This is a genomic window from Actinophytocola oryzae (genome assembly GCF_004364325.1).
Taxonomy (GTDB): Bacteria; Actinomycetota; Actinomycetes; order Mycobacteriales; family Pseudonocardiaceae; genus Actinophytocola; species Actinophytocola oryzae.
The window spans coordinates 1-23,472 of the sequence record NZ_SOCP01000021.1 but is presented as its reverse complement, the minus strand read 5'-3'; the positions used below and the strand labels follow the sequence as shown (position 1 = coordinate 23,472).

The following is a 23,472-nucleotide window of genomic DNA, read 5'->3' as shown; positions in this document are numbered from 1 at the left end:
GCATGGGCAGCGGTTCACTCAACTGTTTCCAGCTCACTTCTGGTGAACCCGTAGACCTGTAATCGACCGTGAAATGACGACGCGGCCCGGACACCGGTCTCCGGGAACCGTTATCCGGCACTCGGCACCGCGACGCGCCCCAGTCGGAGGAGTCGCCGACGCAACGCCGTCGCCAGCACGGCGACCGCCAGGGCCGCCGCGGCCCCGACCAGGAACGACACCGCGCCGAGTCCCGCGTCGACGAGCGCGAGCCCCACCACGATCGTGCCGGCCTCGCCGACGCCCCAGACGAACGTGACGGCACCCATCGCGCGGGTCGCCCTGCCGTGGAACGCCTGCACCGCAAGGGTTTGGTACAGCGGCCCGGACACCATCTCGGCGAGCGCGACGCACAGGACCGCGACGAGCACGACCCGCACGCCACCCGAGGTGAAGATCAGCAGCAGGCTGCCTGCCGCCATGAACACGTTCGCGACCACGATCAGCCGCACGTCGTCGAACCTGGTGGACAACCGGAGCACGACCGCCTGCAGCACGACGATCATGACGCTGCTCGCCGCGAACAGGAGCCCGACCGTGCCCTCGCCGAGGTCGGCCACCGCGTAGACCGGGAACACGCCGTAGAACTGCCCGTACGCCACCATGGTCAGGAAGATGAAGCCGAGCACGGCCAGCCGGTCGCCGCCGCGAAATCCGTCCACTCCGGACGGTTCCGCCACCGGCGCCTCGACCGGCGCGTCGCGTGGCAGCCGGACGGCCAGCACGGTCGTGGTGACCGCGAACGCGATCGGCACCAGCGCGTAGGAGCCGGTCAGGCTGACGATCACGAACGACGACAGCAGCGGTGCGACGCCACCCGCGATGTTCAGCGAGATGTTCTCGTAGGCGAACGCCCGCTTGCGCTCCTCGTGCGGGAACTGCTGCGCGATGAACGTGACCTGTGCCAGCGTCGCCAGCGAGTTCGCCAGCCCGAACAGCCCGCCGACGAACGCCCACGCGAGCACCGAGCCGGTCGGCCCGACACTGAGCAGGTGCAACGCGACCGACGCGACGACCGCCATCACCTGTGAGGCGATGATGGCGAGCCGCTTGTCGTAGCGCTCCACCACGTGGACGAACGCGAGCGAGCCGACCCGGTTGGTGATCACGGCGACGCCGACCACCAGCCCGACGGCGCCGTCGTCGAAGACGCGCAGACCGATCAGCCACACGGCGAGGAAGGGGTACACCACGCCCCACACCGTGTAGCTGATGAACCGGATGACGTAGATCATGCCGTCGAACCGGCCACGACGTAGGCGGGCTTGCGTGGCCCGTCCGGGGTATGGATGGTGACGCGGTCGATGTCCCGGACCGCCTCGTCGAGGTAGCCGGTGAACATGCCGACCCACGCGCGGTCGTCCACGCCGACCGGCACCACCTCGGTGCCGTCCGCCGCGACCTGCGTGTGCGTGCAGTTGGTGTCGGGCGGCAGGCTGATCGACTCGACCAGGCCGCCACCCCGCAGGCCGTAGAAGAAGCTCATGGTCGGTGTGGCGCGCTCCGGCGCGCGGTAGGCCGGGTCCGGCGCGGCGTGCTCCGGGCCGAGGCCCAGCGTGATGACGTGGCCGAGGATGTCGTACGGCGTCACCCCGTGGGCCAGGGCGATCTGCTCGACCACCGCGCCACCCGCGAACCTGCCGACGTTGCCGTCGATGAGGTGGGCGCTGTCGCCGGTCTCGATGAACTCGCAGTGGAAGTAGCCGTCACGCATCCCGGAGGTGTCGACCAGTGCGGTCACCGCCTCGGCGCAGCGCGCCCTGACCAGCTCGGAGAGCCGTCCGTCGCCGGGGAAGAGGTTGCTCACCTCGGTCGACCCGATCCGGCCGCGGATCGAGAAGCCGACGAAGAAGACCTTGCCGTCGCGGGCGTAGCCCTCGAGGCTGATCAGCCGGCCCGCGATCCTGGCCTGCAGCAGCCAGGTCTGCTCGTGCGCGTCCCACAGGCCGCTCGCGGCGATGGCGTCGCGCACGTCCGCCGGCGTGTGGTGCGCGGTGAGGCTGGTCAGCCCCATCGCGCCTGCCTGCACCGAGGGCTTGAGGATCACCCCGTCGGCCCCGGCCCCCACGCCCGCGGGGTCGGCGCCGGCCCAGTCCGCCGCCGCGAACAGCTGTGTCGGCGGGCAGTACTCCGGGATCAGCCGGACGATCTCCGCCTTCTCGGCCAGCCTCGCGAACGCAGGCTCCGGGTGCAGGAGGCCGTAGGTCCGCGCGATGGTCTCGGTGAGCGGGAACTGCTCGTCGTAGAGGCTGGAGATCGCCTCGACGCCCTCGGTGATCTCGGGACGCGCGGCGAACATCGCCAGCACCTCCGGCCAGTTCCTGATGTCGGCCGGGTAGCAGGCGCAGCCGAGCAGCTCCTCCCGCGCCGCACCGGCGAAGCGTCCCGGGTCGAGGACGAAGACCGGCTCGTACCCGAGCGCCCGGAGCGACCTCGGCAGGTATCTCGCGCCGACCGCGTTGACACCGATGATGATGATCTTCTTCATGGCCCGCCTCGTCGATGGGTTCGCCTGTTTTCCAACGGAGTCCGCCGCGGTCCTACGCCTCGACCAACGCGGGGACCTGCCGGGGCCTGTCCACTCCCCAGGTCCTGGTCGAGTTGCTGATCACGGCGGTCGTGAGGAGACCGGCCAGCAGCAGCCCGCCGACGAGCGACCACGACGCGACCGCACCCAGCTCGTCCAGCAGTGGCAGGAAGACCAGTGGTGCGAACACCACGCCGAGGTTGTAGTGCGCGGTGTAGAAGCCCATGTTGCGGGCCTTGAGCCGGTTGGGGCTGATGGCGCTGATGTGGTCCGGCATCACCGGGTAGATGATCATCTCGCCGAGCGTCCACACCGCGGTCGCGGCGAGCAGCAGCCAGGTCGCGGCGGGCGCGAAGCCCATGAACACGAAACCCGCCGTGGCGCAGGCGTAGCCGATGAGCAGTGTCGACCGCCGGGACAGCCCCAGCATCGCGTGGTTGAGCGCGATCTCGACGGTGATCACCATGAACGAGTTGACGGCGAAGATCGCGCTCACCCAGCCCGCCGGCTGGTCGAGGGTGTGGATCACGTACACGCTGCCCACGGTGGTCGGCAGGGCGTAGGCGAAGTGGATCGGCGTCGTGGCGGCGGCGAAGGTCCAGAAGCGCAGGCCGTGCCTCGCCGGTGCGCCGTCGTCGCCGACGGTGGCCGAGGTGTCCTCGTCGTCGGGCTGGGAGATCGACACGATCCTGGCGCGTGCCAGGATGAACGCCGAGGCCAGGTAGCCGATCGCGGTACCCCACGGCAGCAGCTCGGGGTTGACCTTGAACAGGATCCCGGCGATCAGCGGCCCGATGCCCATGCCCGCGTTGATGGCGAGGCGCACCGCGGCGAACGCGAACCGCCGGTGTTCTTCCGGCATCGCCCTGGAGACCATCGTGTACGCGATCGGGTTGACCAGTTCGTAGCAGAAGCCCCAGATCGCGGTCAGCGCGACGAGTGTCCACAGCTCGGTGGACACCGAGATGGCGAGCACGGTGGCCGCCACCCCGAGGAAACCCACGATCGCGACCCGCTTCTCCGGCATCCGCGCCGCGAGCGCGCCGCTGGCGAAGTCCCCGACCAGGGAGCCGATGCCGAACATGCCGACGATCAGGCCGATCGTGCCGACGGTCAGCTCGTGCCGGTCGGTTGCGAGGTACACGCCGTAGAACGGGAACAGCATGACGGCGCTGCGCGACACGGTCACCGCCGTCAGCAAACCGCGGATCGGCCTCAACCCCGCGATGTTCTCGCGTAGTCCCGCCTTCATGCCGCCCCCTCGCCCGGATATCGACGACTCACGCCGCACGCTCTCCTCATGACTCCACCTCGTAGACCGACTCGCGGACGCCGTCGACGAACACGTAGTCCTCGTCCACTGTGGACTGGTCCGGCGCGGTCAGGAAGACCCGCAGCGGGCTGGTGAGCAGGTCGTGGGTCGGCACGATGACGTCGCCCGCCCTGCGCTTGACCGTGATGTCCACGACCGAGGGCCTGCTGCGGATCTCCTCGACCAGCGCCTCGTTCACCGCGGTGATCCGCCCGGACAGCGTGGTCGGCGTGTTGTACACGACCGCGGGCTGCCGCCTCTCGTACACGGTGTCGCCGTACTCGGCCACGAACCGCTCCGGCCGCGTGTAGGCGCGCGCGGTCAGGTCGGCCATGTTCGCGCCCAGGCACGCGTCGTGGAACGCGGGGTGCATGTTGCCGTTGAGCCTCGCGCCGACCTCGACGAGCGCGGGCCCCTCCGGCGTGATGATCACCTCGGAGTGCGCAGGCCCGTTGTGGATGCGCAGTGCGGCGAGCACGTCCCGCGTGTAGTCGATGAGCGACACCACCGCCGGATCGGTCGGCGACAGCAGGATGTCCCGGTTGTAGATGGGCTTGCCGTTGTCCAGCAGCGACTTCTCGTACTCCCACACCCCGCACACGTGGACGTGCCCGTCCACGCTGACGGTGTCCACGATGTACTCGGTGCCCTCGAGGAAGCTCTGTACCAGCACCTCGGTGTTGGCGCCGTTGAAGACCGTGTCGGTCGCGAGGATGGCCGGGAACGCCGCCCGCAGCGACTCCGCGTCACGGCAGACGAAGACCCCGTCGGTGGAGGCCGACGACAGCGGTTTGGCCACACACGGCCAGAACCCGCCCTCCCGCACCCACGCGAGGGCCTCCTCGGCGTCGGCCGTGACCAACTGGGCCGCCGTGCGCAGCCCGGCCGCCGACACGGTCTCGATCATCCGGAACTTGTCGCGGCGCGACTCGGAGAACGTGGTGCCGTTGCTGCGCACGCCGAGTGCCTCGCTCAGTTTGTCCGCGAGCAGCACGCCCGGTTCCTGGCCGGGGATGACGAACAGCGGCTCCATCTCCTTGAGGACCCGCTCGGTGTCGCCGTGCGGGTCGTACACCAGCGCGTCGACGTAGCTCGCCCGGTCCCACGGCTGCATGCGCGTGATCGGCTCCGCCGAGCTCTGCACGTGGACCACGTCGATCCCCAGCCGGCCGAACGCGGGTGGCAGGTAGTTACCGGTTCCGTACGCGTCGACCAGGACGCCGACCGGACGCCCGCCGTTCTTCACCACATCACTCATCGAGGCCTCACAATCCCTGCTTCTCTGCTGCTGCGACCCGTTTGGACAACACCTGCGACGACCCCGATACCGAGGCGATAGCGTCGCGATAGGCGCCTGCGGCACACTGCTGCCGTAGCTCGGAGTACCGGCCGGCACCGGTGTCGCGTTCGACGACGCAACAGGGGACGACACCGAGGCCGGTCATGGTCGAAACGGAGGCCCGGCAACGGTTCCACGGAGGACCGCACGCGATCGGTCGACATGGTCACCTGGGCACCGCCTGCGGCGGCCGTGGTGTGCGGGTCTGCATGACCGGGGTCTCTCCTACGCTAGGCCCGCGCGTGCGAGCGGGATCCGTTGCCACGCCTGGTTCCTGGGCCGCCGACTACGCCGTCCACACCAGGACGGGTGGCGGTTCGTGGTCCGGCTCGGCGATGCCGAGGACGTGCCCGGCGCACTCGCGGTCGAGGCCCGGGGCGTCCGGCGGGGACGCGACCGTCCGGCTCTCGTCGAGCGGCGCCGACAGTGGCTGTTCCGCCTTCCCGGGGAGCGGTCCTCGGCCGGTCCGGCCGTCACGATCGGCGGATGGCCGACCGGGTCCCGCCGACTCGATCACCGAGCCGGCTGCCGTGGCCCCCGCGGCCTCCTCGCACGTGCACACCGCGCGACTCCCTTCGGACCGATCTCCCGGCGTCCGGCGCGACGCCGTCGTCGGCGGTGCGGCACGCACACCCCCAGGCGATGAACGATTCTTGTTCGGCGCCACCTCCGCCCGCATCTCCCAGACAGCTGTCCTAGCGTGGCGTTGGACTGTCCGTGGGGTGTGCCTTGTGCGAGCATGATGCGTCCGTAGTGCCCGTTTCGGGCAGGCGTCGAGGGGTTTCCCAGCGGCGGTCCGAGTGCTGTAATTCGGATCATGGCCGAGCAGAGCGGTTCCCGTGACGTCGAGCGGTTCGGTTACCAGCAGGAGCTCAAGCGGTCGCTGTCGTTCTGGGACCTGTTGATCTACGGGCTCATCTTCATGGTCCCGATCGCCCCGTTCGGCATCTTCGGGAGCGTGTTCGGCGGTTCCGGCGGGATGGTGGCGCTCGCCTACGCGGTCGGCGCCGTCGGCATGGTGTTCACCGCCCTGTCCTACGCGCAGATGTCGAAGGCGTTCCCGCTGGCCGGTTCGGTGTACGCCTACGCGGGGCGCGGGATCGCGCCGCCGTTCGGGTTCATCGCGGGATGGCAGATCCTGCTGGACTACATCCTCGTCCCGGCCCTGCTCTACATCATCTCGGGCATCGCGATGAACGCGTTCGTACCGGGCGTTCCCGTCGTGGTGTGGGTCGTCGGGTTCATCGTCCTGAACACGGTCGTCAACTACTTCGGCATCGAGCTGACCGCACACACGAACCGCGTGATGCTCGTCGTCGAACTGGTCGTGCTGGCGGTGTTCCTGGTGGTCGGGATCGTGGCGCTCGCAGGCGGGAAGGCGACCGGCGACGCGCTTTCCCCGCTGTACGACGGCGACACGTTCTCGGTGGGGCTCATCTTCAGCGCGGTGTCGCTGGCGGCGTTGAGCTTCCTCGGGTTCGACGCCATCTCCACGCTGTCGGAGGAGAACCGGGAGGCGGGCGGGCAGATCGCGCGGGCGACCGTGCTGTCGCTGCTGCTCGTGGCCGTGCTGTTCATCGTGCAGACGTGGGTCGCGGCGCTGCTCGTCCCGGACCGGGAGCGGCTCCTGACCGAGGGCGACACGGCGGGCACCGCGTTCTACGACGCGGCCGAGTACGCGGGCGGGCACTGGCTGTACGTGGTCACCGCGGTGACCACGGCCGTGGCGTGGGGGTTCGCGGACGCGCTCGTCGCGCAGGCGGCGACGTCCCGGCTGCTGTACTCGATGGCGCGGGACCGGCAGCTCCCCCGGGTTCTGGCGAAGGTCCACCCCGGCCACCGGGTGCCGGAGAACGCGACGTTCCTGGTCGCGGCCATCTCCGTCGCGGTCGGCGTGGGGTTGACGCTGCGCGACGACAACGGCGTCTCACTGCTCACGACGCTGGTGAACTTCGGCGCGCTGACCGCGTTCCTGTTGTTGCACGTTTCGGTGATCGTGCACTACCTGGTCCGGCAGCGCAGCCGCGACTACCTGCGGCATCTCGTGTTCCCGTTGTGCGGCATAGCGATCCTCGGGTACGTGGTGGTGAAGGCGAAGGTGGCCGCGCAGACGGTCGGGCTGGTCTGGCTCGGCATCGGGCTGGTGGTGATGGCAGTGTTGCTGCTGACCGGCCGAGCGCCGAGGCTGTCGCAGCCGACGAGGGAGGACGCGTGAAGGTCATCGAGTACCGGCCGACCCCGGACGAGTTCGCGTGGACGTTCGGCGGTGCCGCCCCCGTCCGCAGGGTCAGGCCGGGCGAGGCGCTGTCGGTGTGGACGGAGGACTGCTTCGCCGGGAAGGTCCGCTCGGAGCGGGACCTCGTCTCCCAGGTGTGCGAGTTCCCCTTCCTGAACCCGCAGACCGGTCCGTTCCATGTGGAGGGTGCGGAGCCGGGCGACACGCTGGCCCTGCACTTCGTGTCGATCGAGCCGGCCACCGACATCGGCGCGGCCACGACGGTCCCGTTCTTCGGCGCGCTGACCTCCGACGCCCACACGGCGACGCTGCAGGAGGCGTTGCCGGAGCTGGTGTGGCTGTACGAGCTGGACAACGCGAGGCGGACGGTCACCTACCGCGCGAAGAGCGCCGAGCTGGCCATCGAGCTGCCGATGGATCCCATGCACGGCACGGTCGGCGTGGCGCCTGCCGCGCTGGAGGCCCGTTCGTCGCTGGTACCGGACTCGCACGGCGGCAACCTGGACACGCCGGAGATGCGCGCGGGCGTCACGGCGTACTTCGGCGTCAACGTGGCAGGTGCGTTGTTCTCCCTCGGTGACGGCCATGCCCGCCAGGGCGAGGGCGAGGCGTGCGGGACGGGCGTCGAGGTGGCGATGAACACGGTGCTGATCGTGGACCTGGTGAAGGGCGTGCCGACCCCGTGGCCACGGCTGGAGTCGGACGCGTACCTGATGTCGATCGGCGCGGCGAGCCCGTTGGAGAACGCCTACCGGGTGGCGCAGGTGGACATGACGGGGTGGCTGTCGGAGCTGTGCGGGATCGACCGCATGGACGCGTACCAGCTGGTCGCGCAGGCCGCGCTGGCGCCGGTTGCCCAGGTGTGCAACCCGATCTACACGGTGACGAGCAAGATCCCGAAGTCGCTCCTGCCTGCCGGTCCGGCGTACCGGGGCAAGCACGCGGAGCTGAGCGAGCAGGCGGCCGTGCTCAGGTCCGCGTGAGGGCGGTGACCAGGTCGCGGCGGTGCGGCCAGCGGGTCACGAGGTGGGCGTGGTCGGCCGGCTCGAAGTCGTCGGGGACGAAACCGGGCGCCATCGAGTTGCCGTAGACGCCGTACTCGCCGCCGGGGCGCAGGCGGGCACCCATCCACGTGCCACTCGGGACGACGGCCTGGACGCGCTGGCCGTTGAGCACGTCGGTGCCGAGGATGACCAGCTCGTCGCTGCCGTCGGGGTGGAGGAGGAGCAGCTCGATCGGGTCGCCGAGGTAGAAGTGCCACAGCTCGTCGGTGGGCAGCCGGTGCATGTCCGAGAACGAGCCCGGCTCGTCGGTGAACATCGCGACCATCGCGTTGCACAACGGTTTCCCGTCCGGACTCCGACCGGCCGACTCGTAGGTCTGGGTGAACAGGACGTCCTCCTGCGGCAGCTTCGTGAGCCCCCACAGCTGGCGCAGTTCCTCGGCGGTCGGGCGCATGATCGACATCATCGGGCATGGACCACGGGGGTGTCCAGCGCCAGCACGGTCGGGTTGTCGGCGGGTGCGTCGGTGATCACCGCGGCCACCTCGGGCAGGGGCAGTACCGAGAACCTCGACGCCGCGCCGATCTTCTCCGCGCTGGCCAGCACGTAGGTGTCCGCCGCCTGGTGGGCGAGGGCGCGCTTCATCGCGGCCTCGTCCGCGTCGCCGGTGGTCAGGCCTGCCTCGGGGTGTACGCCCGTCACGCCGAGCAGGAACACGTCCGCGTGCAGGCCGCGCACCGCCTCCACCGCCGCGGCGCCGCAGGCCACCATCGAGTGGCGGAACAGCCTTCCGCCGATCAGGTACACCTCCACCCCGGCGTGGTCGACCAGCGCGCTCGCCACCGTCGGGCTGTGGGTCACCACCGTCGCGCGCAGGTCGAGCGGCAGCGCCCGTACGACCGCCAGCGCCGTCGTGCCGCCGTCCAGGATCACCGTGCTGTCCGGCTCGACCAGCGCCACCGCGGCGGCCGCCACCCGCTGCTTGCTGTCCGGCGCGACCCCCTGCCTGGTCGCGTAGTCCGCCACGGCGGGCGAGACCGGCAGCGCGCCGCCGTACACGCGCTGGCACAACCCCGCCGCCGCGAGATCACGCAGGTCGCGACGGATGCTGTCCTCCGAGATGCCCAGCTCGGCGGCCAGGTCCTTCGCGACGATCCGCCCGCTCACCCGCAGCCGCTCCAGCAGCAGGTCACGACGTTGCGCAGCTAACATGCACGATTCTCCTTGTTTTTGCCGATTATTGCACAGTATGGTCGGCGCATGCTGATTCTGATCGCCGGTCCGTACCGGTCGGGCACCGACGACGACCCGGAGCTGATGGCGGGCAACCTCGCCCGCCTGGAGGAGGCCGCGTGGCCGATCTTCCAGCGCGGGCACGTGCCGATGATCGGCGAGTGGGTCGCCCTCCCGGTCCTGCGCGGCGCGGGCGGCACCGGCCCGACCGACCCGGTCGCCGAGCAGATCATGTACCCCACCGCCGAGCGTCTCCTCGAGCACTGCGACGCCGTCCTGCGCCTGCCGGGCGACTCCACCGGCGCCGACCAGGACGTCCGCATCGCCCGCGAGCGCGGCCTGCCCGTCTACCACCGCGTCGAGGACATCCCCGCCCGGTGACCACGCGAACCACCGCGACAGCGGTCGCCGTCGCCACCGCCGCCGCGGTCGTGCAGTACACCGTCCCTGCCGCGATCCCCGCCCTCCAACGCGATCCCACCACGACCGGCGAGTGGTGGCGCCTCGTCACGCCGCTGTTCGTGCAGACCCTCGGCTGGTACCAGGTCGCGACGAACCTGGTCACCCTGGCACTGGTCGGCGCCGTCACCGAACGACTTCTCGGCGGCGTGCGCTGGGCCGTCCTGTTCGCGGCGGGCACGGTCGGCGGCCAGCTCGCCGCGTTCGCCATGCGCGAACCCGGCGGCGGCGACTCGATCGCCATCTGCGGGCTCGCGGGCGGACTGGTGGTCTGGCTGCTGGCCGAGCGCGCGGACACAGCGGCCGACGTGTGGGCCACCGGCGTCGTCGTGTGTTACGTCGCCGCCCTGACGGGTTGGGGACTCGGCGGGGTCCGGGTCGCGGCCGTGGCGGTCGTCGCCGCCGCCCTGGTCGTGCCGTTCGCCCGCCGGGCAGCTCTCGCCTGCGCGGTTGGCTGCGCGCTGGCGCTGGCCGTCGCGGCCGACCTACACGGTGTGTCCCTGCTGTCCGGTATGGCCCTCCAGGCGTACCGGCAGCTCTTCCAGGCCCCGCAACAGAGTGCTGTTCCGCCAGCGTAGGTCGTCCGACGCGAGCGCCAGGTCGGGGAACCGCTCGACCAGCCGCCCGATCGCGATCTGCCCCTCGAGCCTGGCGAGCGGCGCGCCGAGGCAGAAGTGGATGCCGTGCCCGAACGACAGGTGGCCTGCCGCCGAGCGGGTGACGTCCAGGGTGTCGGGGTCGCCGAAGCGGTCGTCGTCGCGGTTGGCGGAGCCCAGTGCCACCACGACGAACTCGTCCTCGGGGATGGTGGTGCCGCCGATCTCGACCGGCTCCGCCGTGTAGCGCATGGTCGTGTGGTTGACCGGGCTCCCGAACCGCAGCAGCTCCTCGACCGCGCCGGGAAGCAGCGCCGGGTCGGCACGCAGTGCGGCGAGCTGGTCGGGCGCACGCAGCAGGGCCAGCACGCCGTTGGAGATGAGGTTCACCGTCGTCTCGTGCCCGGCGACCAGCAGCAGGAACGCCATCGACACCAGCTCGACCGCGTTGAGCTTCTCGCCGTCCTCCTCGGCCTGGACCAGTGCGCTCAGCAGGTCGTCGGCCGGGTTCGCGCGCTTGGTGTCGATCAGGCCGTGCAGGTAGACCGACATCGCCTGGCCGGCCTCGCCGACGGACTGCGCGGACCGCGCGGTCACGAGCTTCGTCGTCCACCCGCGGAAGTCGTCCTGGTCGGCCTGCGGGACGCCGAGCAGCTCGCAGATCACCGTGACCGGCAGCGGGAACGCGAACGCGTCGGTGAGGTCGACCTCACCGGACAGCCCGTCGAGCAGGTTCTCGGTGATCTCCTCGACGCGCGGCCGCAGCAGCTCCACCCGGCGCATGGTGAACGCCCTGGCCACGAGCCTGCGCAGCCGCGTGTGGTCCGGCGGGTCGCTGTTGAGCATGTGCGCGCTCAGGTCCGCGCCGAAGCCGCCCGTGCTCGTCCCGGTGTGGTGCTTGTCGAACAGGTGCCGCACGGGCCTGAGGTCCTTGCGCACCGCCGGGTGGGACAGCGCGTCGCGGGCGTCGGCGTAGCGGGTGACCAGCCAGACCTTCAACCCGCGTGGCATGACCACCTCGCGCACCGGGGCCTCGATCCGCAGCAGACGGTAGACTGTGAACGGATCCTGCACGAAGTCGTCGTCGAGCACCATCGGCGTGTGCGTGCTCGTCATCGGATGTCTCCCTCTCCTGGGGCGTACTCTCCCCTTACTCTGGCACGTGCCGCGTCCCGCACGAGCCGAGGCCCTTCCCGGGGCGGGAATGCACGGCGGTCGTCGAACGTTCGAGTCAGAGAAGTGCACGTGATCACTTGGGAGGCACGAGGTGGCGTTGGACCCGGAGGAGTTGTTCGAGGTCGACTCCGACGTCCCGGAGCTGGGCGGAGCGGTGCTGCTGCACTACTTCGAGGGCTTCATGGACGCGGGTGCGGCGGGCTCGACGCTGGTGGCGCACCTGCTGGAGACGCACGAACACCGGGTGGTCGCGCGGTTCGACATCGACGACCTGCTCGACTACCGGGCGCGACGCCCCATGATGACCTACGCCACGGACAAGTGGGAGAACTACGACGCTCCCGAGCTCGTGGTGCGCCTGCTGCACGACGCGATCGGCACCCCGTTCCTGCTGCTGACCGGCCCGGAGCCGGACCGGAGGTGGGAGGCCGTGGTCGCCGCCGTGCGGTCGCTGATCGACCGCTGGGGCGTCCGGCTCACCGTCGGTCTGCACGGCATCCCGATGGGTGTCCCCCACACCCGCAAGCTGTCGGTGATCTCCCACGCCACCCGGCCAGAACTGGTCACCGAGAAGTCGCCGTTCAGCCGCGTGCAGGTGCCCGGCAACCTCTCCTCCCTGCTGGAGCTGCGCCTCGGTGAGGCAGGCCAGGACGCCATGGGCTTCGCCGCCTACGTCCCGCACTACCTCGCGCAGGGCACCTACCCGGCCGCGGCGCTCAACCTGCTCGACGCGCTGATGCAGTCGACGGGCCTCGCGGTCAACGCCTCCGAGCTGCGCAGGTCGGCCGAGCGGGTCAACGAGGAGATCAGCCGCCAGGTCTCGGAGTCCGCGGAGGTGGCCGAGGTCGTCGAGGCGCTGGAGCGCCAGTACGACTCGTTCACCAGCGCCGAGGAGAACCTGCTGGTTTCCGAGGGCGAAGAGGTGCCGAGCGCCGAGGAGCTGGGCGCCGAGCTGGAGCGTTTCCTCGCCGAACAGCAGCGCGACCACTGACCTGATCAGCACGATCTCGACGGTTTCTGTCGGTGGTCACCGGTATTTTGTGTCTGTGAACACACGGGAGCGGATCCAGGAACTCGCCGACCGGATCGTGGCGTTGCGCGACGCCTACTACCGGGGTGATCCCCTGGTGGCCGACGCCGAGTACGACGCCGTCGAGGACGAGCTGCGCGGCCTGGTCGCCGAGCACCCCGACCTCGCGCCGGACCCCAACCCGCTCGACCAGGTGGGTGCGCCCGCCGTCCTGCACGCGCCGGTGCGGCACTCGCGGCCGATGCTGTCGCTGGAGAAGGCGAACCGGCCGGAGCAGGTCGTGGCGTTCTTCGGCCGTTTCCCCGGCCAGCCCGTGGTCGTCATGCCCAAGCTGGACGGGCTCTCGCTCGCGCTGGTCTACGAGGACGGCAGGCTCGCGCGTGCGGTCACGCGTGGCGACGGCACCACGGGCGAGGACGTGACCGTGCTGGTCCGCGCCCTGACCGACGGCATACCGGGGCGGGTCGACGCGCCAGGCCGGGTCGAGGTGCGTGGCGAGGCCGTCATGCTGCGCTCGACGTTCGCCGCCTACAACGCCGCGCACCCGGACAAACCGCTGATCAACCCGCGTGGCGCCGCGGCGGGCACCCTGCGGGCGAAGGACCCGGCCACGGTCGCCGAGCGGCGTCTGCGGTTCTTCGCGTTCGACCTGGACACCTCCAGCGGCGGCGCCGAGACCGACCTCGAGGAGGGCCTGCGGACCCTCGGCTTCACCGTCGCCGACATGCGGCACTGCGCCGACGCCGACGCCGCACAGGCCGTGATCACGGCCGTCGAGGAACAACGCCACGACCTCGACTACGACCTCGACGGCGCGGTACTGCGGCTGGCCAACCGGGACGCGTACGCCGCGGCGGGCACGCGGTCCTCGTCGCCGCGTGGTGCGCTCGCGTACAAGTTCGCCGCCGAGGAGAAGACGACCGTGCTCGCGGACGTCGTGTGGGACGTGGGCAAGACGGGCAAGATCGCCCCGGTCGCGCACCTGGAGCCGGTGTTCGTCGGCGGCACGACCGTCACCAGGGCGACGCTCGCCAACCAGGAGGTCATCCGCGCCAGGGGCATCAGGATCGGCGACACGGTACTGGTGCGCCGTGCGGGTGACGTGATCCCGTTCGTGGCCGGGGTGCTCGACGAGTCCAAGCGCACGGGCGCGGAGCGCGAGATCGTGCCGCCCAGCACGTGCCCGTCGTGCGCGCACCACCTGACCGAGCAGGGCAACAGCCGGGAGCTGTTCTGCACCAACGTGGCCTGCCCCGCGCAGACCGTGCGCAGGCTGATCCACTGGGCGTCGCGGGCGGCGGCGGACATCGAGGCCGTCGGCGGCGTGTGGATCGAGCGGCTCGCGGAGGCGGGCATCCTGGAGCACCCGTCGGACTTCTACACGCTGACGAAGGAGCAGTTGCTGGAGTTCGAGCGCATCGGCGAGGTCTCGGCCGCCCGCATGATCGAGTCGATCGACTCGAGCCGTCAGGTGGGCCTGCGCCGGGCCCTGATCGGTCTGGCGATCCCGCTGGCCTCCGAGGGGACCGCGACCCGGCTGTGCCGGGCGGGTTTCGGCTCGCTGGAGGAGGTCGCGGACGCCGGTGAGGAGAAGCTGGTCGCGGTCGAGGACATCGGCCCGAAGGTGGCCGCGTCCCTGACCGAGCACCTGACCCGCCTGCGCCCCGAGCTGACGCGCCTGCGGGAACGCGGGGTCTCACTCGACGTCCGCGAGGAGGACCTGCCGCCGCAGGTCGTGTCGGACGCGCCGCTGGCGGGCAAGACGGTCGTGGTGACCGGCGCCATCAGCGACCCGCGTTCCGGCGAGAAGGTCCCGCGCCCCACCTTCCAGCGACTGTGCGAGAAGGCAGGCGCCACAACGGCTTCCTCGGTCTCGGCCAACACCGACATGCTCGTCACGGGCGCGGAGGTCGGCGCGAGCAAGCTGACCAAGGCGGAGAAGCTCGGCGTCGAGGTGGTCGACCAGGGCGAGATCTGGCGACAGCTGATCGCGGCGGGCGTGGCCTGAGCGTCCTTGACCCGCTGCTGAGTCCCGCTGGTCCGCGCTGTCGTGGAACCGTTGGCACGTCTAGGTTCGAGGACATGGCACACATCGATCTCGGCGTCGACGAGACTCAGTTCCCCGGCATCACCGGACCCATGGTGTACCGGCCGGAGACGGGCAAGCCGCTCAACGAGCTGGCGGAAGTCCTGCTGCGTGGGCAACCGCACCCGCTGACCCCGGGTGAGCGGGAGCTGATCGCGGCGTACGTGTCGGGCCTCAACGAGTGCACCTTCTGCTGCTCGTCGCACTCGGCGTTCGCCGCGGCCCAGCTCCCGACCGGCATGGAGCTGGTGGACCAGGTCCGAGGCGACGTCGACGGCGCGCCGGTCACGCCGAAACTGCGTGCGTTGCTGCACATCGCGGGAGCCGTTCAGGAGTCGGGCCGCAAGGTCACGCCCGACCTGATCGCCGCTGCCCGCGAGGAAGGTGCCTCCGACCTGGAGATCCACGACACCGTGCTGATCGCCGCGGCGTTCTGCATGTACAACCGCTACGTCGACGGCCTGGCCACCTTCGCGCCGAGCGACCAGGAGAGCTACACGGCCTCGGCCAGGCGAATCGTGGCACAGGGTTACAGCCTGCCCTGACGGCACCGAGAAACGCCGGCCCCGCTACCCGAACGGCAGCGGGGCCGACTCATGCCGCGGCGGTGCCGGCTCCGTCATCGGCCTCGGCGCGGGTCTTGACCGCGGCGAGCGTGTGCTCGATCGACGTCTCGTTGAAGCCGGGGCGGTCGGCGCGGCCCGTGACGATCGGCCCGAGGAAGCGGCGCACGAAGTAGCCGCCCACGCGGAACCAGTGCTCGGTCAGGACGCAGCCGTCGCTCGACCGCGTGATCTCGTACGACCAGCGCGACACCCGCACCCCGAACGGCGACCGGACGTCGAAGGTGAACAGGCGGTCGGGCTCGTACTCGACGACGCGGACCCTCGTCCACCACTCACGACCGCCGTTGCGGTTGACACCGCGGAAACGGGCGCCGACGGCAGGCCCGGTGGCCCCGTCGAGCCACCGCCCCCCGACGTTCTCCGGGCTCAGCGACCCCATCCCCGGCAGGTCCGTGACCATCGCCCACACCACCCGGAGATCGGCCGCGATCCGCACGCTGCGGGAGATCGACGGCTGCACCGACTCACGGTAACCGCCCCGGATGCGCACCCACAACGCCCGTGGCGCAGCCCCGCACGGCGGGAGAACGCCGCACGGGCCGACTAGGATGCGCGCGATGTGGGAGTTCGGGCGTTACCGGATTGACGAGCTGATCGCCCGTGGCGGCATGGGTGAGGTCTACCGCGCCTACGACAAGGAGCACGACCGGGTCGTGGCGGTCAAGCTGCTCGCCGACCACTTCGCGCAGGACGACGACTTCCGGCGGCGGTTCACGCGGGAGGCACGCGCCGCTGCACGGCTGCGGGAGCCGCACGTCATCCCGATCCACGCGTACGGGGAGATCGACGGGCACCTGTACCTCGACATGCGGCTCGTCGACGGCGAGGACCTGAGCAACAGGCTGGCCGGGAGCGGTCCCCCACGCCCGGCCGCCGCCGTCGACATCATCGGCCAGGTCGCCGGGGCGCTCGACGCCGCGCACGCGGAAGGCCTGGTGCACCGCGACGTCAAGCCGTCCAACGTGCTGCTCGACGCGGGCGGGTTCGCCTACCTCATCGACTTCGGGATCGCGAGGACGCCGGCCGCGAACGCCGACATCACCGGCACCGGCATGCCGGTGGGCACCGTCGCCTACATGGCGCCCGAGCGCTTCACGTCCGAGCCGACCGACCACCGGGTGGACGTCTACTCGCTCGCCTGCCTGCTGTTCGAGTGCCTGACCGGCACCGCCCCCTTCGCGGGCGGCAACGCGCTCGCCCTCATGCACGCCCACGTCAACCAGGACCCGCCCCGCGTGACGGCGTCGCGGCCCGACCTGCCGCCCGCGTTCGACGTCGTCGTCGCCACCGGCATGGCCAAGGACCCCGCGCGCCGCTTCCCCACCGCGGGCGCGCTGGCCGCCGCCGCCCGCGACGCCCTGACCCACCGGCCGCCGACCGTGCCCGCGCCGCGCCTCGGCCGTCCCCGCACGACGAACCGCTGGTGGGTCGCGGGCGTCACCACGCTGGTGTTCGTCGCCGTGGCCGGGGCGGCGGTGCTGATCTGGCTCTCGGCCCTGCGCGACAAGGACGGCCAGGACACCTCGGCAGGCCAGACGACCACGACCACCGCGGTGACCACCCCGGCACCCGCGCCAAGCCCGGACCTGGCGCTGTCGGTGCCGCTCACCACGCCCGCCTGTGACGGCGGGTACATCGTCATCGTCGGCTCCGCGGTCGACCCGAGCCGGTACGGGCAGGACGTCCAGGCGTTCCTCGACGCGAACCCCGGCTCCTCCTACCTCCACGCGCCGACGACCGGCTGCCAGTCGCTCCGCGCCCGACGCGACGGGGTGGACATCTACTCCGTCTACTTCGGACCGTTCACCGACCGGGCGCAGGCGTGTGCGAGACGCGGGGCCATGGGCGAGGACGCCTACCTCCGGCGCCTCGACGACACCTCCGCCCCCGGCGAGGGCGTCAGCTGCGGATGACGCCCCGGGACGTCAGTCGGCCGGGTCGTCGGCTGTGCGGCGGGCGTGGCGTAGCCACGCGAGGGACGCGATGGTCATGCAGATCGCGACCGTCGAGAGGGCCCAGAAGAACACCACGAAGTCGCTGAGGGTGCCGACGGGCGGGGTGTCCGGCATGGAGTTGCGGATGCCGGGGATGGCGAAGAGCAGCGCGGCGAGCGAGGCGAGGGTGGGGAACCCGATCTTGCCGGTGCTGATCGCGCGGGTGACCATGCCGACGGTGACCACGACGAGCAGCACGAGCACGACCATCAGGCCGAGTGCGAAGGTGACGACCGGGGCCGAGCGGCTCGCGGTCATCTCGAGGCGGATGTCGCCGGTGTGGGAGTCGGGACGCATCACGGCGTCGGCTTCCCAGTCGTGGAGCCCGGTGTTGAGATCCAGGGTGATCGGGACGGGCTCGCCACGGGCGTCGCTCATCGCGATCTCGAGCGGGATGTGGTGTTCGTCGAAGGGGTAGAGAGACGTGTCGCCGTCCGCGGTGAGGGTGGCCTCGCGCAGCGGCATCCACTGTCCGGCGGCGAGTTCGGTGGTGTGGTCGCCGTCGATCTCGTCGAGGGTCATGCGCAGGGGTGCGGTCAACGCACCGTCGGCGGCGCGGTAACGGCCCTGGGGTTGGGCGTCGACCCGGACCTGGTAGGCGTTGTCGTCCGCGTTGATGGTGAGCAGGGTGACGTCGATCGTGACCCGGTCGGGGTCGGTGCCGCCGTCGGAGGTGAAGTGCTGGCTGCGGTCGGAGTCGCCACTGAGGAAGGTGAACAGCACCACCAGGTACGCGGCGGTGAAGGCGATCAGGAGGGTGAGAACCAGCCCGATTCTGGTGCCCTTCCTCGTCGACTTCGTGTCGTGACTGCCCGGCGGTGCGCTCCGCTGCGCCGGGACGGCGCCGGTGGCGGTCCTGGGCGCCGACGCGGTCACCGGCGGCGTCGCCTCAGACGTCTCCTCGTTCATCCTTCTCCCTGTGTCCGTGTTGGCTGACATGATCACGTGCCGGGACGGCGGTGACCATCGCTCCACAGTGGAATCAGCCGTTGGCGCCGACATCGAACCCCGGAATCGTGAACTGTCCCGCGCGTCCGTCACGTCGAGTGACCGACTTTCGTATGGTTCCGCGACCCGGTCGGCGGCGGCACACTGTGGACACCTTCCGGAACCGGTTCCGGAACGACACGGTTGGCGGTGACGACGATGTCCAAGGCCACACTCCCGAGAAGGCTCCGCCTCGTCGCGGTGCTCGGCACGGTGTCGGCCACGGTGCTCACCGCGCTGGCGGTGACCACGACAGCGAACGCGGCGGACGACGCGCGGGCGGCCACGACCTTCGAGGACAACTTCGACGGCCCGGCTGGTGCCGCGGTGGACGGCGCGAAGTGGGTGACGGAGACCGGCGACAACGTCTCCAACCACGAACGGCAGTACTACACGAACTCGACGAGCAACGCGGCGCTCGACGGCCGGGGCAACCTGGTGATCACCGCGCGCAGGGAGAACCCGGCGAACTACCAGTGCTGGTACGGCACCTGCGAGTACACCTCGGCGCGGCTGAACACGTCCGGCAGGTTCACCCAGACGTACGGGCACTACGAGGCGCGGCTCAGGATGTCGCGCGGCCAGGGCATGTGGCCGGCGTTCTGGATGCTGGGCAACGACATCGGCAGCGCGGGCTGGCCGCAGTGCGGCGAGATCGACATCATGGAGAACGTGGGCTTCGAGCCGTCGCAGGTGCACGGCACGATCCACGGCCCGGGCTACTCGGGCAGCGGCGGTATCGGCGCGGGCTACTCGGTGGGCGGCGCGTTCGCCGACGACTTCCACACGTTCGCGGTCGACTGGTCCCCCGACAGGATCGTGTGGTCGGTCGACGGGAACGTCTACCAGACCCGCACCCCGGCCGACCTGAACGGCAACCAGTGGGTGTTCGACAAGCCGTTCTTCCTGATCCTGAACCTCGCGGTCGGCGGCTACTGGCCGGGCGACCCGGACGGCGGCACCCCGTTCCCCAACACGCTGGTCGTCGACTACGTCCGTGTGACGGACACCCCGGAACACTGACGCGCCAACGACATCAGGCCCGGCCGACGAGCAGGTGACACTCGTCGGCCACGGTCGTCAGGTCAAGCGACGGCGCCGGGCGCGGCGGCCGACGACGACCAGGACCGCCACGACGAGCAGCGGCGAGGCGAGGGTGGCGAGGTCACCCGACGGCAACGCAGGTGGCGCTTCTGGTTGTGCCACAAGCGAATGCTGAGCGGGAGGGCCGCCACCCACGCCGTTCTGGGCAGGCAGGTGGTTGACCACGGCGTATTCGACGGCGGTGGGCATACCGCGCCTCCTTCGACGAACTCGGTGCCAGTGTCGTTGCCACCACGGGAAAGCGGCACCGCCAGGCGGCGCAACGCCACAGCGCCCATCGTGACCACCGCGTCGGGGGCGACAGGACGGCCGGACCATCCCGGCGCGCGAAGCCTGCGGGACGTCGGCCGCTGCCTGCCGACTGATTCCTGACAAGACCGACCGCTCACGACACGCTAGTTTGCGGGCATCCCGAAGCAGAGGAGAGTCACGTGGGCAAGGTGGTCATGTACAGCTCGGTGTCGGTGGACGGCTTCGTCGCGGACGAGAACGACCGGCCGGGACCGCTGTTCGACTGGTTGTCCAATGGCGAGGTCCCGTTGGACGAGAGCGGCGCGGTGACGGTGTCGCAGACCTCCTACGACCACACCAGGGCGTACTGGGACCAGATCGGGGCGACGGTCGTCGGCCGCCACGTCTTCGACATGACCGACGGCTGGGACGGGAAGCCCCCTGGCGGGATCGACCACGTGGTCGTGGTGACGCACCGGCCGCGGCCGGAGGGCTGGGACCCCGAGGCGCCGTTCCACTTCGTCGACGGCGTCGAGGCGGCCGTGGCCAAGGCGCGGGAGCTCGCGGGTGACCGCGTCGTCGAGGTCGCCGCGGGCGACGTCGGCGGCCAGGTGCTCGCCGCGGGCCTGGTCGACGAGGTGCGCATGGACGTCGTGCCCGTGGTGTTCGGGGCCGGCAAGCGCTTCTTCGGGTCGGTCGACGCGCAGCACCTGTTGGAGGATCCCGACGTGGTCCAGGGCGACCGCGTGCTTCACCTGCGCTATCGGGTGCGCCGCTGACCGACTGTGCCCCAGGACCGGACCACGCAGCCTCGCCTCAGGGCTCCTTCGAACGCGACGTGGGCATTCTTACCTCGGCGGTCGGCACGTCGTCGCGGAGGCCGCGCCACGCCGTGTGCCGCAGGCGGTGGTCGGAGGTGAACTGGCGGTACACGACCTGCCCCACCAACCGTGGCTCCACCCAGTGGACGTCGCGGCGCCGGTCGGTGGGGACCTCGTCGTCGAAGGGGCTGTCCCGGCGTTCCAGCGGGGTGAGCAGCTCCATCAGGTGCGTCAGCACCCGCTCGGTGAAGCCCGTACCCACGTCACCGATGTAACGCAGCCTGCCCAACGCGTCGTGCGCGCCCAGCAGCAACCCGCCGATCCGACCGGCGCGACCACGCTTGCCGGGCCGCCAGCCACCCACCAGCACGTCCTGGGTCTTGATCAGCGGGCGCTTGATCCAGTCACGACTGCGCTGGCCCGGCCGGTACTGCGACTCGAGCCGCTTGGCCACCAACCCCTCCAGCTCCTGCTCCGCCACGATCCCCAGCAGCTCGTCGGGGTCGATGTCCGCCGCGGTGAAATGCCGGGGCACGGCGACGTGCGGGCTCGTGACCGGCAGCGCGGCCAACAGGTCCCGCCGCCGCGTGTAGGGCTCGGCCACCAGGGTCCGCTCCCCCAGCGCCAGCAGGTCGAACGCGATGAACGTGACGGGCGCCGTACGCAGCAGCTCCGCGGTCGGGCCACGCTGGTGGCGGTACTGCATGAGGTGGAAGTCCGGCCTGCCCGACGGGCCGAGCACCACCAGCTCACCGTCGAGCACCGCGGAGCGGCCCGACAGCGCGTCGCCGAAGGTGCCGAGCATGTCCGGGTACAACGCCGTGATCTCGTTGCCCAACCTGCTCGTCAGCTTCGTCGTGCCGTCCGGGCCGACCCGCACGCAGCAGCGGAAGCCGTCCCACTTCGTCTCGTAGGCCCACCCGGCGCCGACCGGCAGCGGTCCCTCGACCGCGAGCATCGGCGTCACCGGCGCGGGCACACCATCCACAGTGGACTCCCCTCTCCACCGCAGCGTAGCTCCGAGAACGCAGGTCAGCCCGTCGGGTTCACCCCTGGACCGGTGAAGGTGTAGCTGTCGAGGTCCAGGATGGCCTGGCCCGCGGCCCCGGTGAACACGATGTACAGCGGCCTCGCCGTCGCCACCGCGCCCGTGACCGGCACACCGGTCACTCCCTGCAGTGACACCGCGTGGTGGCGTACCCACTCACCGGTCTGGATGCCACCCAGTCGTTTGCCGCCCTCGGCACCTGCCGCGGTGATCACCTGGGGCCCGCTCAGCTGGTCGAAGTGTTCGGCCTGCCAGTGTTTCGGCCACAGCGTCAGCGACGTCTCCCCCGTCAGCGGCACCGAACCCGTCGCGCCCCGGTCGGTGTAGGTCGCGCGGACGACGTAGAACTGCCGCGCGTCCAGTCCCGAGTGGATCTCGCCGGTGTTGAACGTGAAGCCACAGCCGGTGCCCCGGCCCAGCAAGATAACGACAGATGGTAGGAATTCCGGTATTTAGATCCGACCTCTGACAGGGCTTAGCCGTTCAGCTCCGCGCGCAGGAGTGCGGCGGCCTCGGCCATCGCACGCATCTTGCCCTCGGCGGACTCGCGGGGCAGGTACTTCATGCCGCAGTCGGTCGCGATCACCAGGGACTCGGGGCCCTTGAAGGGGAACGCGCGGCGCACGCGGTCGGCCACGATGTCCGCCGGCTCGACCGAGGTGTCGGACAGGTTGATCACGCCGAGCAGGATGGTCTTGTCCGCCAGGTCCGCGAGCACGCCGAGGTCGAGGCCGGACTGCGCGGTCTCGATGGAGATCTGGTCGGTCGAGCAGTCGGCCAGCTCGGGCAGGAACGAGTAGCCGGACGGGCGCTCGTGGATGATCGCCGCGTAGCCGAAGCAGATGTGCACGGCCGTGGTGCCGGTGACGCCGTCCAGCGCGGCGTTCAGCGCGGCCAGCCCGTACGCGCGGGCGGCGTCGGGCCTGGCCTGCATGTACGGCTCGTCGATCTGGACGATGTCGGCACCCGCCGCGTGCAGGTCCCTGATCTCGGCGTTGACGGCCACCGCGTAGTCCATCGCGGCTGCCTCGGGGTCCTCGTAGTGCTCGATCTGGGCCTGCTGGCTCATCGTGAATGGCCCCGGCACGGTCATCTTCACCGTGTGGTCGGTGTTCGCCTTCAGGAACTTCAGGTCCTCGACCTCGACCGCGGCCGGGCGGCGGATGGCGCCGGTGATACGCGGAACCGGGTTGGGGTGGCCGCTGCGGTCCAGCGCGGAGCCGGGGTTGTCGAGGTCGACACCCTCGAGCGCGGTCGCGAAATGGTTGGAGTAACTCTCCCTGCGGATCTCACCGTCCGTGATGATATCCAGCCCGGCCTGCTCCTGCGCACGGATGGCGAGCAGCGTGGCGTCGTCCTGGGCCTGCGCGAGAAGCTCCGGCGCGACCCGCCACAGTTCCTTCGCCCGCACCCTCGGCGGGAACCTGCCCGCCAGTTTCGCCCGGTCAATCAGCCATTCCGGCTGCGCGTACGAGCCCACCAGCGATGTGGGCAGCAGTGGCAAGGAGGTCACCACCGCAGCCTAGGCCCAATGCCACTGATTTAGATCGTCTTGGCTGATCGCTTGCGGCGTGTGGGCCTGGACGGTGGCGTGATCGTGACTGCTGTCTGGGATGGGCGGCTG

The 23,472-nt window shown here is 70.6% G+C and carries 24 protein-coding genes; 10 read left to right on the top strand and 14 right to left on the bottom strand.

The features are described 5' to 3' along the window. Positions 1 to 110 precede the first annotated feature (110 nt). From CLV71_RS38710 to CLV71_RS38690, 5 genes are all read right to left on the bottom strand, one after another. Positions 111 to 1,274 (bottom strand): MFS transporter, encoded by a 1,164-nt coding sequence (locus tag CLV71_RS38710; RefSeq protein WP_133907907.1) that lies wholly within the window; start codon positions 1,272 to 1,274, stop codon positions 111 to 113. Further along, positions 1,271 to 2,527, bottom strand: coding sequence for an ATP-grasp domain-containing protein (locus tag CLV71_RS38705; RefSeq protein ID WP_133907906.1), 1,257 nt, complete (start codon positions 2,525 to 2,527; stop codon positions 1,271 to 1,273). Before CLV71_RS38705 ends, CLV71_RS38710 begins: the two co-directional genes overlap by 4 nt. Positions 2,528 to 2,579: 52 nt before the next feature. Then, positions 2,580 to 3,818 carry an MFS transporter gene (locus CLV71_RS38700; RefSeq protein WP_133907905.1) on the bottom strand — a complete coding sequence of 413 codons (1,239 nt, stop codon included), beginning with the start codon at positions 3,816 to 3,818 and terminating at the stop codon, positions 2,580 to 2,582. Positions 3,819 to 3,864: 46 nt separating this feature from the next. Next, entirely contained in the window at positions 3,865 to 5,136 is a 1,272-nt protein-coding gene (locus CLV71_RS38695; RefSeq protein ID WP_133907904.1) for an ATP-grasp domain-containing protein, read from the bottom strand. 367 nt (positions 5,137 to 5,503) lie between these two features. Further along, positions 5,504 to 5,779 (bottom strand): hypothetical protein, encoded by a 276-nt coding sequence (locus CLV71_RS38690; RefSeq protein ID WP_133907903.1) that lies wholly within the window; start codon positions 5,777 to 5,779, stop codon positions 5,504 to 5,506. 255 nt (positions 5,780 to 6,034) lie between these two features. Between CLV71_RS38690 and CLV71_RS38685 the strand changes: the two genes are divergently transcribed. Together CLV71_RS38685 and CLV71_RS38680 are read left to right on the top strand one after the other, a co-directional pair. After that, positions 6,035 to 7,432, top strand: coding sequence for an APC family permease (locus tag CLV71_RS38685; protein ID WP_133907902.1), 1,398 nt, complete (start codon positions 6,035 to 6,037; stop codon positions 7,430 to 7,432). Next, complete coding sequence (locus CLV71_RS38680) at positions 7,429 to 8,436, top strand: acetamidase/formamidase family protein (protein ID WP_133907901.1); 1,008 nt, start codon at positions 7,429 to 7,431, stop codon at positions 8,434 to 8,436. Before CLV71_RS38685 ends, CLV71_RS38680 begins: the two co-directional genes overlap by 4 nt. Here CLV71_RS38680 and CLV71_RS38675 read toward each other — a convergent pair. Then, positions 8,423 to 8,911 carry a cupin domain-containing protein gene (locus CLV71_RS38675; RefSeq protein ID WP_133907900.1) on the bottom strand — a complete coding sequence of 163 codons (489 nt, stop codon included), beginning with the start codon at positions 8,909 to 8,911 and terminating at the stop codon, positions 8,423 to 8,425. The genes CLV71_RS38680 and CLV71_RS38675 overlap by 14 nt on opposite strands. 8 nt (positions 8,912 to 8,919) lie before the next feature. Next, complete coding sequence (locus tag CLV71_RS38670; RefSeq protein ID WP_133907899.1) at positions 8,920 to 9,669, bottom strand: DeoR/GlpR family DNA-binding transcription regulator; 750 nt, start codon at positions 9,667 to 9,669, stop codon at positions 8,920 to 8,922. 48 nt (positions 9,670 to 9,717) lie between these two features. Between CLV71_RS38670 and CLV71_RS38665 the strand changes: the two genes are divergently transcribed. Both CLV71_RS38665 and CLV71_RS38660 read left to right on the top strand, forming a co-directional pair. Then, the gene (locus CLV71_RS38665) at positions 9,718 to 10,071 is read left to right on the top strand and encodes a DUF4406 domain-containing protein (RefSeq protein ID WP_133907898.1); all 354 of its coding nucleotides are present in this window, start codon (positions 9,718 to 9,720) and stop codon (positions 10,069 to 10,071) included. Next, positions 10,068 to 10,727, top strand: coding sequence for a rhomboid family intramembrane serine protease (locus tag CLV71_RS38660; protein WP_133907897.1), 660 nt, complete (start codon positions 10,068 to 10,070; stop codon positions 10,725 to 10,727). Before CLV71_RS38665 ends, CLV71_RS38660 begins: the two co-directional genes overlap by 4 nt. Here the strand turns inward: CLV71_RS38660 and CLV71_RS38655 are convergent. Then, on the bottom strand, positions 10,635 to 11,861 hold the full coding sequence (locus CLV71_RS38655; protein WP_133907896.1) for a cytochrome P450 family protein: 1,227 nt from the start codon (positions 11,859 to 11,861) through the stop codon (positions 10,635 to 10,637). The two genes, CLV71_RS38660 and CLV71_RS38655, sit on opposite strands and share 93 nt — an antisense overlap. A 151-nt stretch (positions 11,862 to 12,012) precedes the next feature. On the opposite strand from CLV71_RS38655, the gene CLV71_RS38650 reads away from it, so the two are divergent. From CLV71_RS38650 to CLV71_RS38640, 3 genes are all read left to right on the top strand, one after another. Further along, entirely contained in the window at positions 12,013 to 12,912 is a 900-nt protein-coding gene (locus CLV71_RS38650; RefSeq protein WP_133907895.1) for a proteasome assembly chaperone family protein, read from the top strand. A gap of 55 nt (positions 12,913 to 12,967) precedes the next feature. Then, positions 12,968 to 14,959, top strand: a complete 1,992-nt coding sequence (gene ligA, locus CLV71_RS38645) for an NAD-dependent DNA ligase LigA (RefSeq protein WP_133907894.1) — start codon at positions 12,968 to 12,970, stop codon at positions 14,957 to 14,959. Between the two features lie 74 nt (positions 14,960 to 15,033). Further along, a complete protein-coding gene (locus CLV71_RS38640; protein ID WP_133907893.1) occupies positions 15,034 to 15,582 on the top strand; it encodes a carboxymuconolactone decarboxylase family protein in 549 nt (182 codons plus the stop codon). 49 nt (positions 15,583 to 15,631) lie between these two features. Here CLV71_RS38640 and CLV71_RS38635 read toward each other — a convergent pair whose 3' ends face one another. After that, positions 15,632 to 16,123 carry an SRPBCC family protein gene (locus CLV71_RS38635; protein WP_166664431.1) on the bottom strand — a complete coding sequence of 164 codons (492 nt, stop codon included), beginning with the start codon at positions 16,121 to 16,123 and terminating at the stop codon, positions 15,632 to 15,634. A 97-nt stretch (positions 16,124 to 16,220) separates the two neighbouring features. Between CLV71_RS38635 and CLV71_RS38630 the strand changes: the two genes are divergently transcribed. Continuing rightward, positions 16,221 to 17,576: a serine/threonine-protein kinase gene (locus CLV71_RS38630; RefSeq protein ID WP_133907892.1), complete on the top strand. Its 1,356-nt coding sequence runs from the start codon at positions 16,221 to 16,223 to the stop codon at positions 17,574 to 17,576. Between the two features lie 12 nt (positions 17,577 to 17,588). On the opposite strand, the gene CLV71_RS38625 is transcribed toward CLV71_RS38630, so the two are convergent. After that, a complete protein-coding gene (locus tag CLV71_RS38625) occupies positions 17,589 to 18,566 on the bottom strand; it encodes a DUF4436 family protein (RefSeq protein ID WP_166664430.1) in 978 nt (325 codons plus the stop codon). Positions 18,567 to 18,803: 237 nt separating this feature from the next. Between CLV71_RS38625 and CLV71_RS38620 the strand changes: the two genes are divergently transcribed. Continuing rightward, a complete protein-coding gene (locus CLV71_RS38620) occupies positions 18,804 to 19,667 on the top strand; it encodes a glycoside hydrolase family 16 protein (protein ID WP_133907890.1) in 864 nt (287 codons plus the stop codon). A 57-nt stretch (positions 19,668 to 19,724) separates the two neighbouring features. On the opposite strand, the gene CLV71_RS38615 is transcribed toward CLV71_RS38620, so the two are convergent. Further along, on the bottom strand, positions 19,725 to 19,937 hold the full coding sequence (locus CLV71_RS38615; RefSeq protein ID WP_133907889.1) for a hypothetical protein: 213 nt from the start codon (positions 19,935 to 19,937) through the stop codon (positions 19,725 to 19,727). A gap of 242 nt (positions 19,938 to 20,179) precedes the next feature. On the opposite strand from CLV71_RS38615, the gene CLV71_RS38610 reads away from it, so the two are divergent. After that, positions 20,180 to 20,758 carry a dihydrofolate reductase family protein gene (locus CLV71_RS38610; RefSeq protein WP_133907888.1) on the top strand — a complete coding sequence of 193 codons (579 nt, stop codon included), beginning with the start codon at positions 20,180 to 20,182 and terminating at the stop codon, positions 20,756 to 20,758. 37 nt (positions 20,759 to 20,795) lie between these two features. On the opposite strand, the gene ligD is transcribed toward CLV71_RS38610, so the two are convergent. Genes ligD through CLV71_RS38595 form a run of 3 tightly spaced genes read right to left on the bottom strand, consistent with a single transcriptional unit; the run spans position 20,796 to position 23,361 of the window. Next, a complete protein-coding gene (gene ligD, locus CLV71_RS38605; protein ID WP_133907887.1) occupies positions 20,796 to 21,788 on the bottom strand; it encodes a non-homologous end-joining DNA ligase in 993 nt (330 codons plus the stop codon). Positions 21,789 to 21,832: 44 nt separating this feature from the next. Then, positions 21,833 to 22,270, bottom strand: coding sequence for a carbohydrate-binding protein (locus CLV71_RS38600; protein WP_166664429.1), 438 nt, complete (start codon positions 22,268 to 22,270; stop codon positions 21,833 to 21,835). Between the two features lie 53 nt (positions 22,271 to 22,323). Next, positions 22,324 to 23,361 carry a 5-methyltetrahydropteroyltriglutamate--homocysteine methyltransferase gene (locus CLV71_RS38595; protein WP_133907885.1) on the bottom strand — a complete coding sequence of 346 codons (1,038 nt, stop codon included), beginning with the start codon at positions 23,359 to 23,361 and terminating at the stop codon, positions 22,324 to 22,326. Positions 23,362 to 23,472 lie beyond the last annotated feature (111 nt).

What these genes read in the sequence shown, in the direction of transcription:
- CLV71_RS38700 (WP_133907905.1), bottom strand. Translation starts at nt 3,818, where the DNA reads ATGAAGGCGGGACTACGCGAGAACATCGCGGGGTTGAGGCCGATCCGC.
- CLV71_RS38665 (WP_133907898.1), top strand. Translation starts at nt 9,718, where the DNA reads ATGCTGATTCTGATCGCCGGTCCGTACCGGTCGGGCACCGACGACGAC.
- CLV71_RS38695 (WP_133907904.1), bottom strand. Translation starts at nt 5,136, where the DNA reads ATGAGTGATGTGGTGAAGAACGGCGGGCGTCCGGTCGGCGTCCTGGTC.
- CLV71_RS38670 (WP_133907899.1), bottom strand. Translation starts at nt 9,669, where the DNA reads ATGTTAGCTGCGCAACGTCGTGACCTGCTGCTGGAGCGGCTGCGGGTG.
- CLV71_RS38630 (WP_133907892.1), top strand. Translation starts at nt 16,221, where the DNA reads ATGTGGGAGTTCGGGCGTTACCGGATTGACGAGCTGATCGCCCGTGGC.
- CLV71_RS38620 (WP_133907890.1), top strand. Translation starts at nt 18,804, where the DNA reads ATGTCCAAGGCCACACTCCCGAGAAGGCTCCGCCTCGTCGCGGTGCTC.
- CLV71_RS38640 (WP_133907893.1), top strand. Translation starts at nt 15,034, where the DNA reads ATGGCACACATCGATCTCGGCGTCGACGAGACTCAGTTCCCCGGCATC.
- CLV71_RS38675 (WP_133907900.1), bottom strand. Translation starts at nt 8,911, where the DNA reads ATGCGCCCGACCGCCGAGGAACTGCGCCAGCTGTGGGGGCTCACGAAG.
- CLV71_RS38685 (WP_133907902.1), top strand. Translation starts at nt 6,035, where the DNA reads ATGGCCGAGCAGAGCGGTTCCCGTGACGTCGAGCGGTTCGGTTACCAG.
- CLV71_RS38625 (WP_166664430.1), bottom strand. Translation starts at nt 18,566, where the DNA reads ATGAACGAGGAGACGTCTGAGGCGACGCCGCCGGTGACCGCGTCGGCG.
- CLV71_RS38615 (WP_133907889.1), bottom strand. Translation starts at nt 19,937, where the DNA reads ATGCCCACCGCCGTCGAATACGCCGTGGTCAACCACCTGCCTGCCCAG.
- CLV71_RS38655 (WP_133907896.1), bottom strand. Translation starts at nt 11,861, where the DNA reads ATGACGAGCACGCACACGCCGATGGTGCTCGACGACGACTTCGTGCAG.
- CLV71_RS38705 (WP_133907906.1), bottom strand. Translation starts at nt 2,527, where the DNA reads ATGAAGAAGATCATCATCATCGGTGTCAACGCGGTCGGCGCGAGATAC.
- CLV71_RS38710 (WP_133907907.1), bottom strand. Translation starts at nt 1,274, where the DNA reads ATGATCTACGTCATCCGGTTCATCAGCTACACGGTGTGGGGCGTGGTG.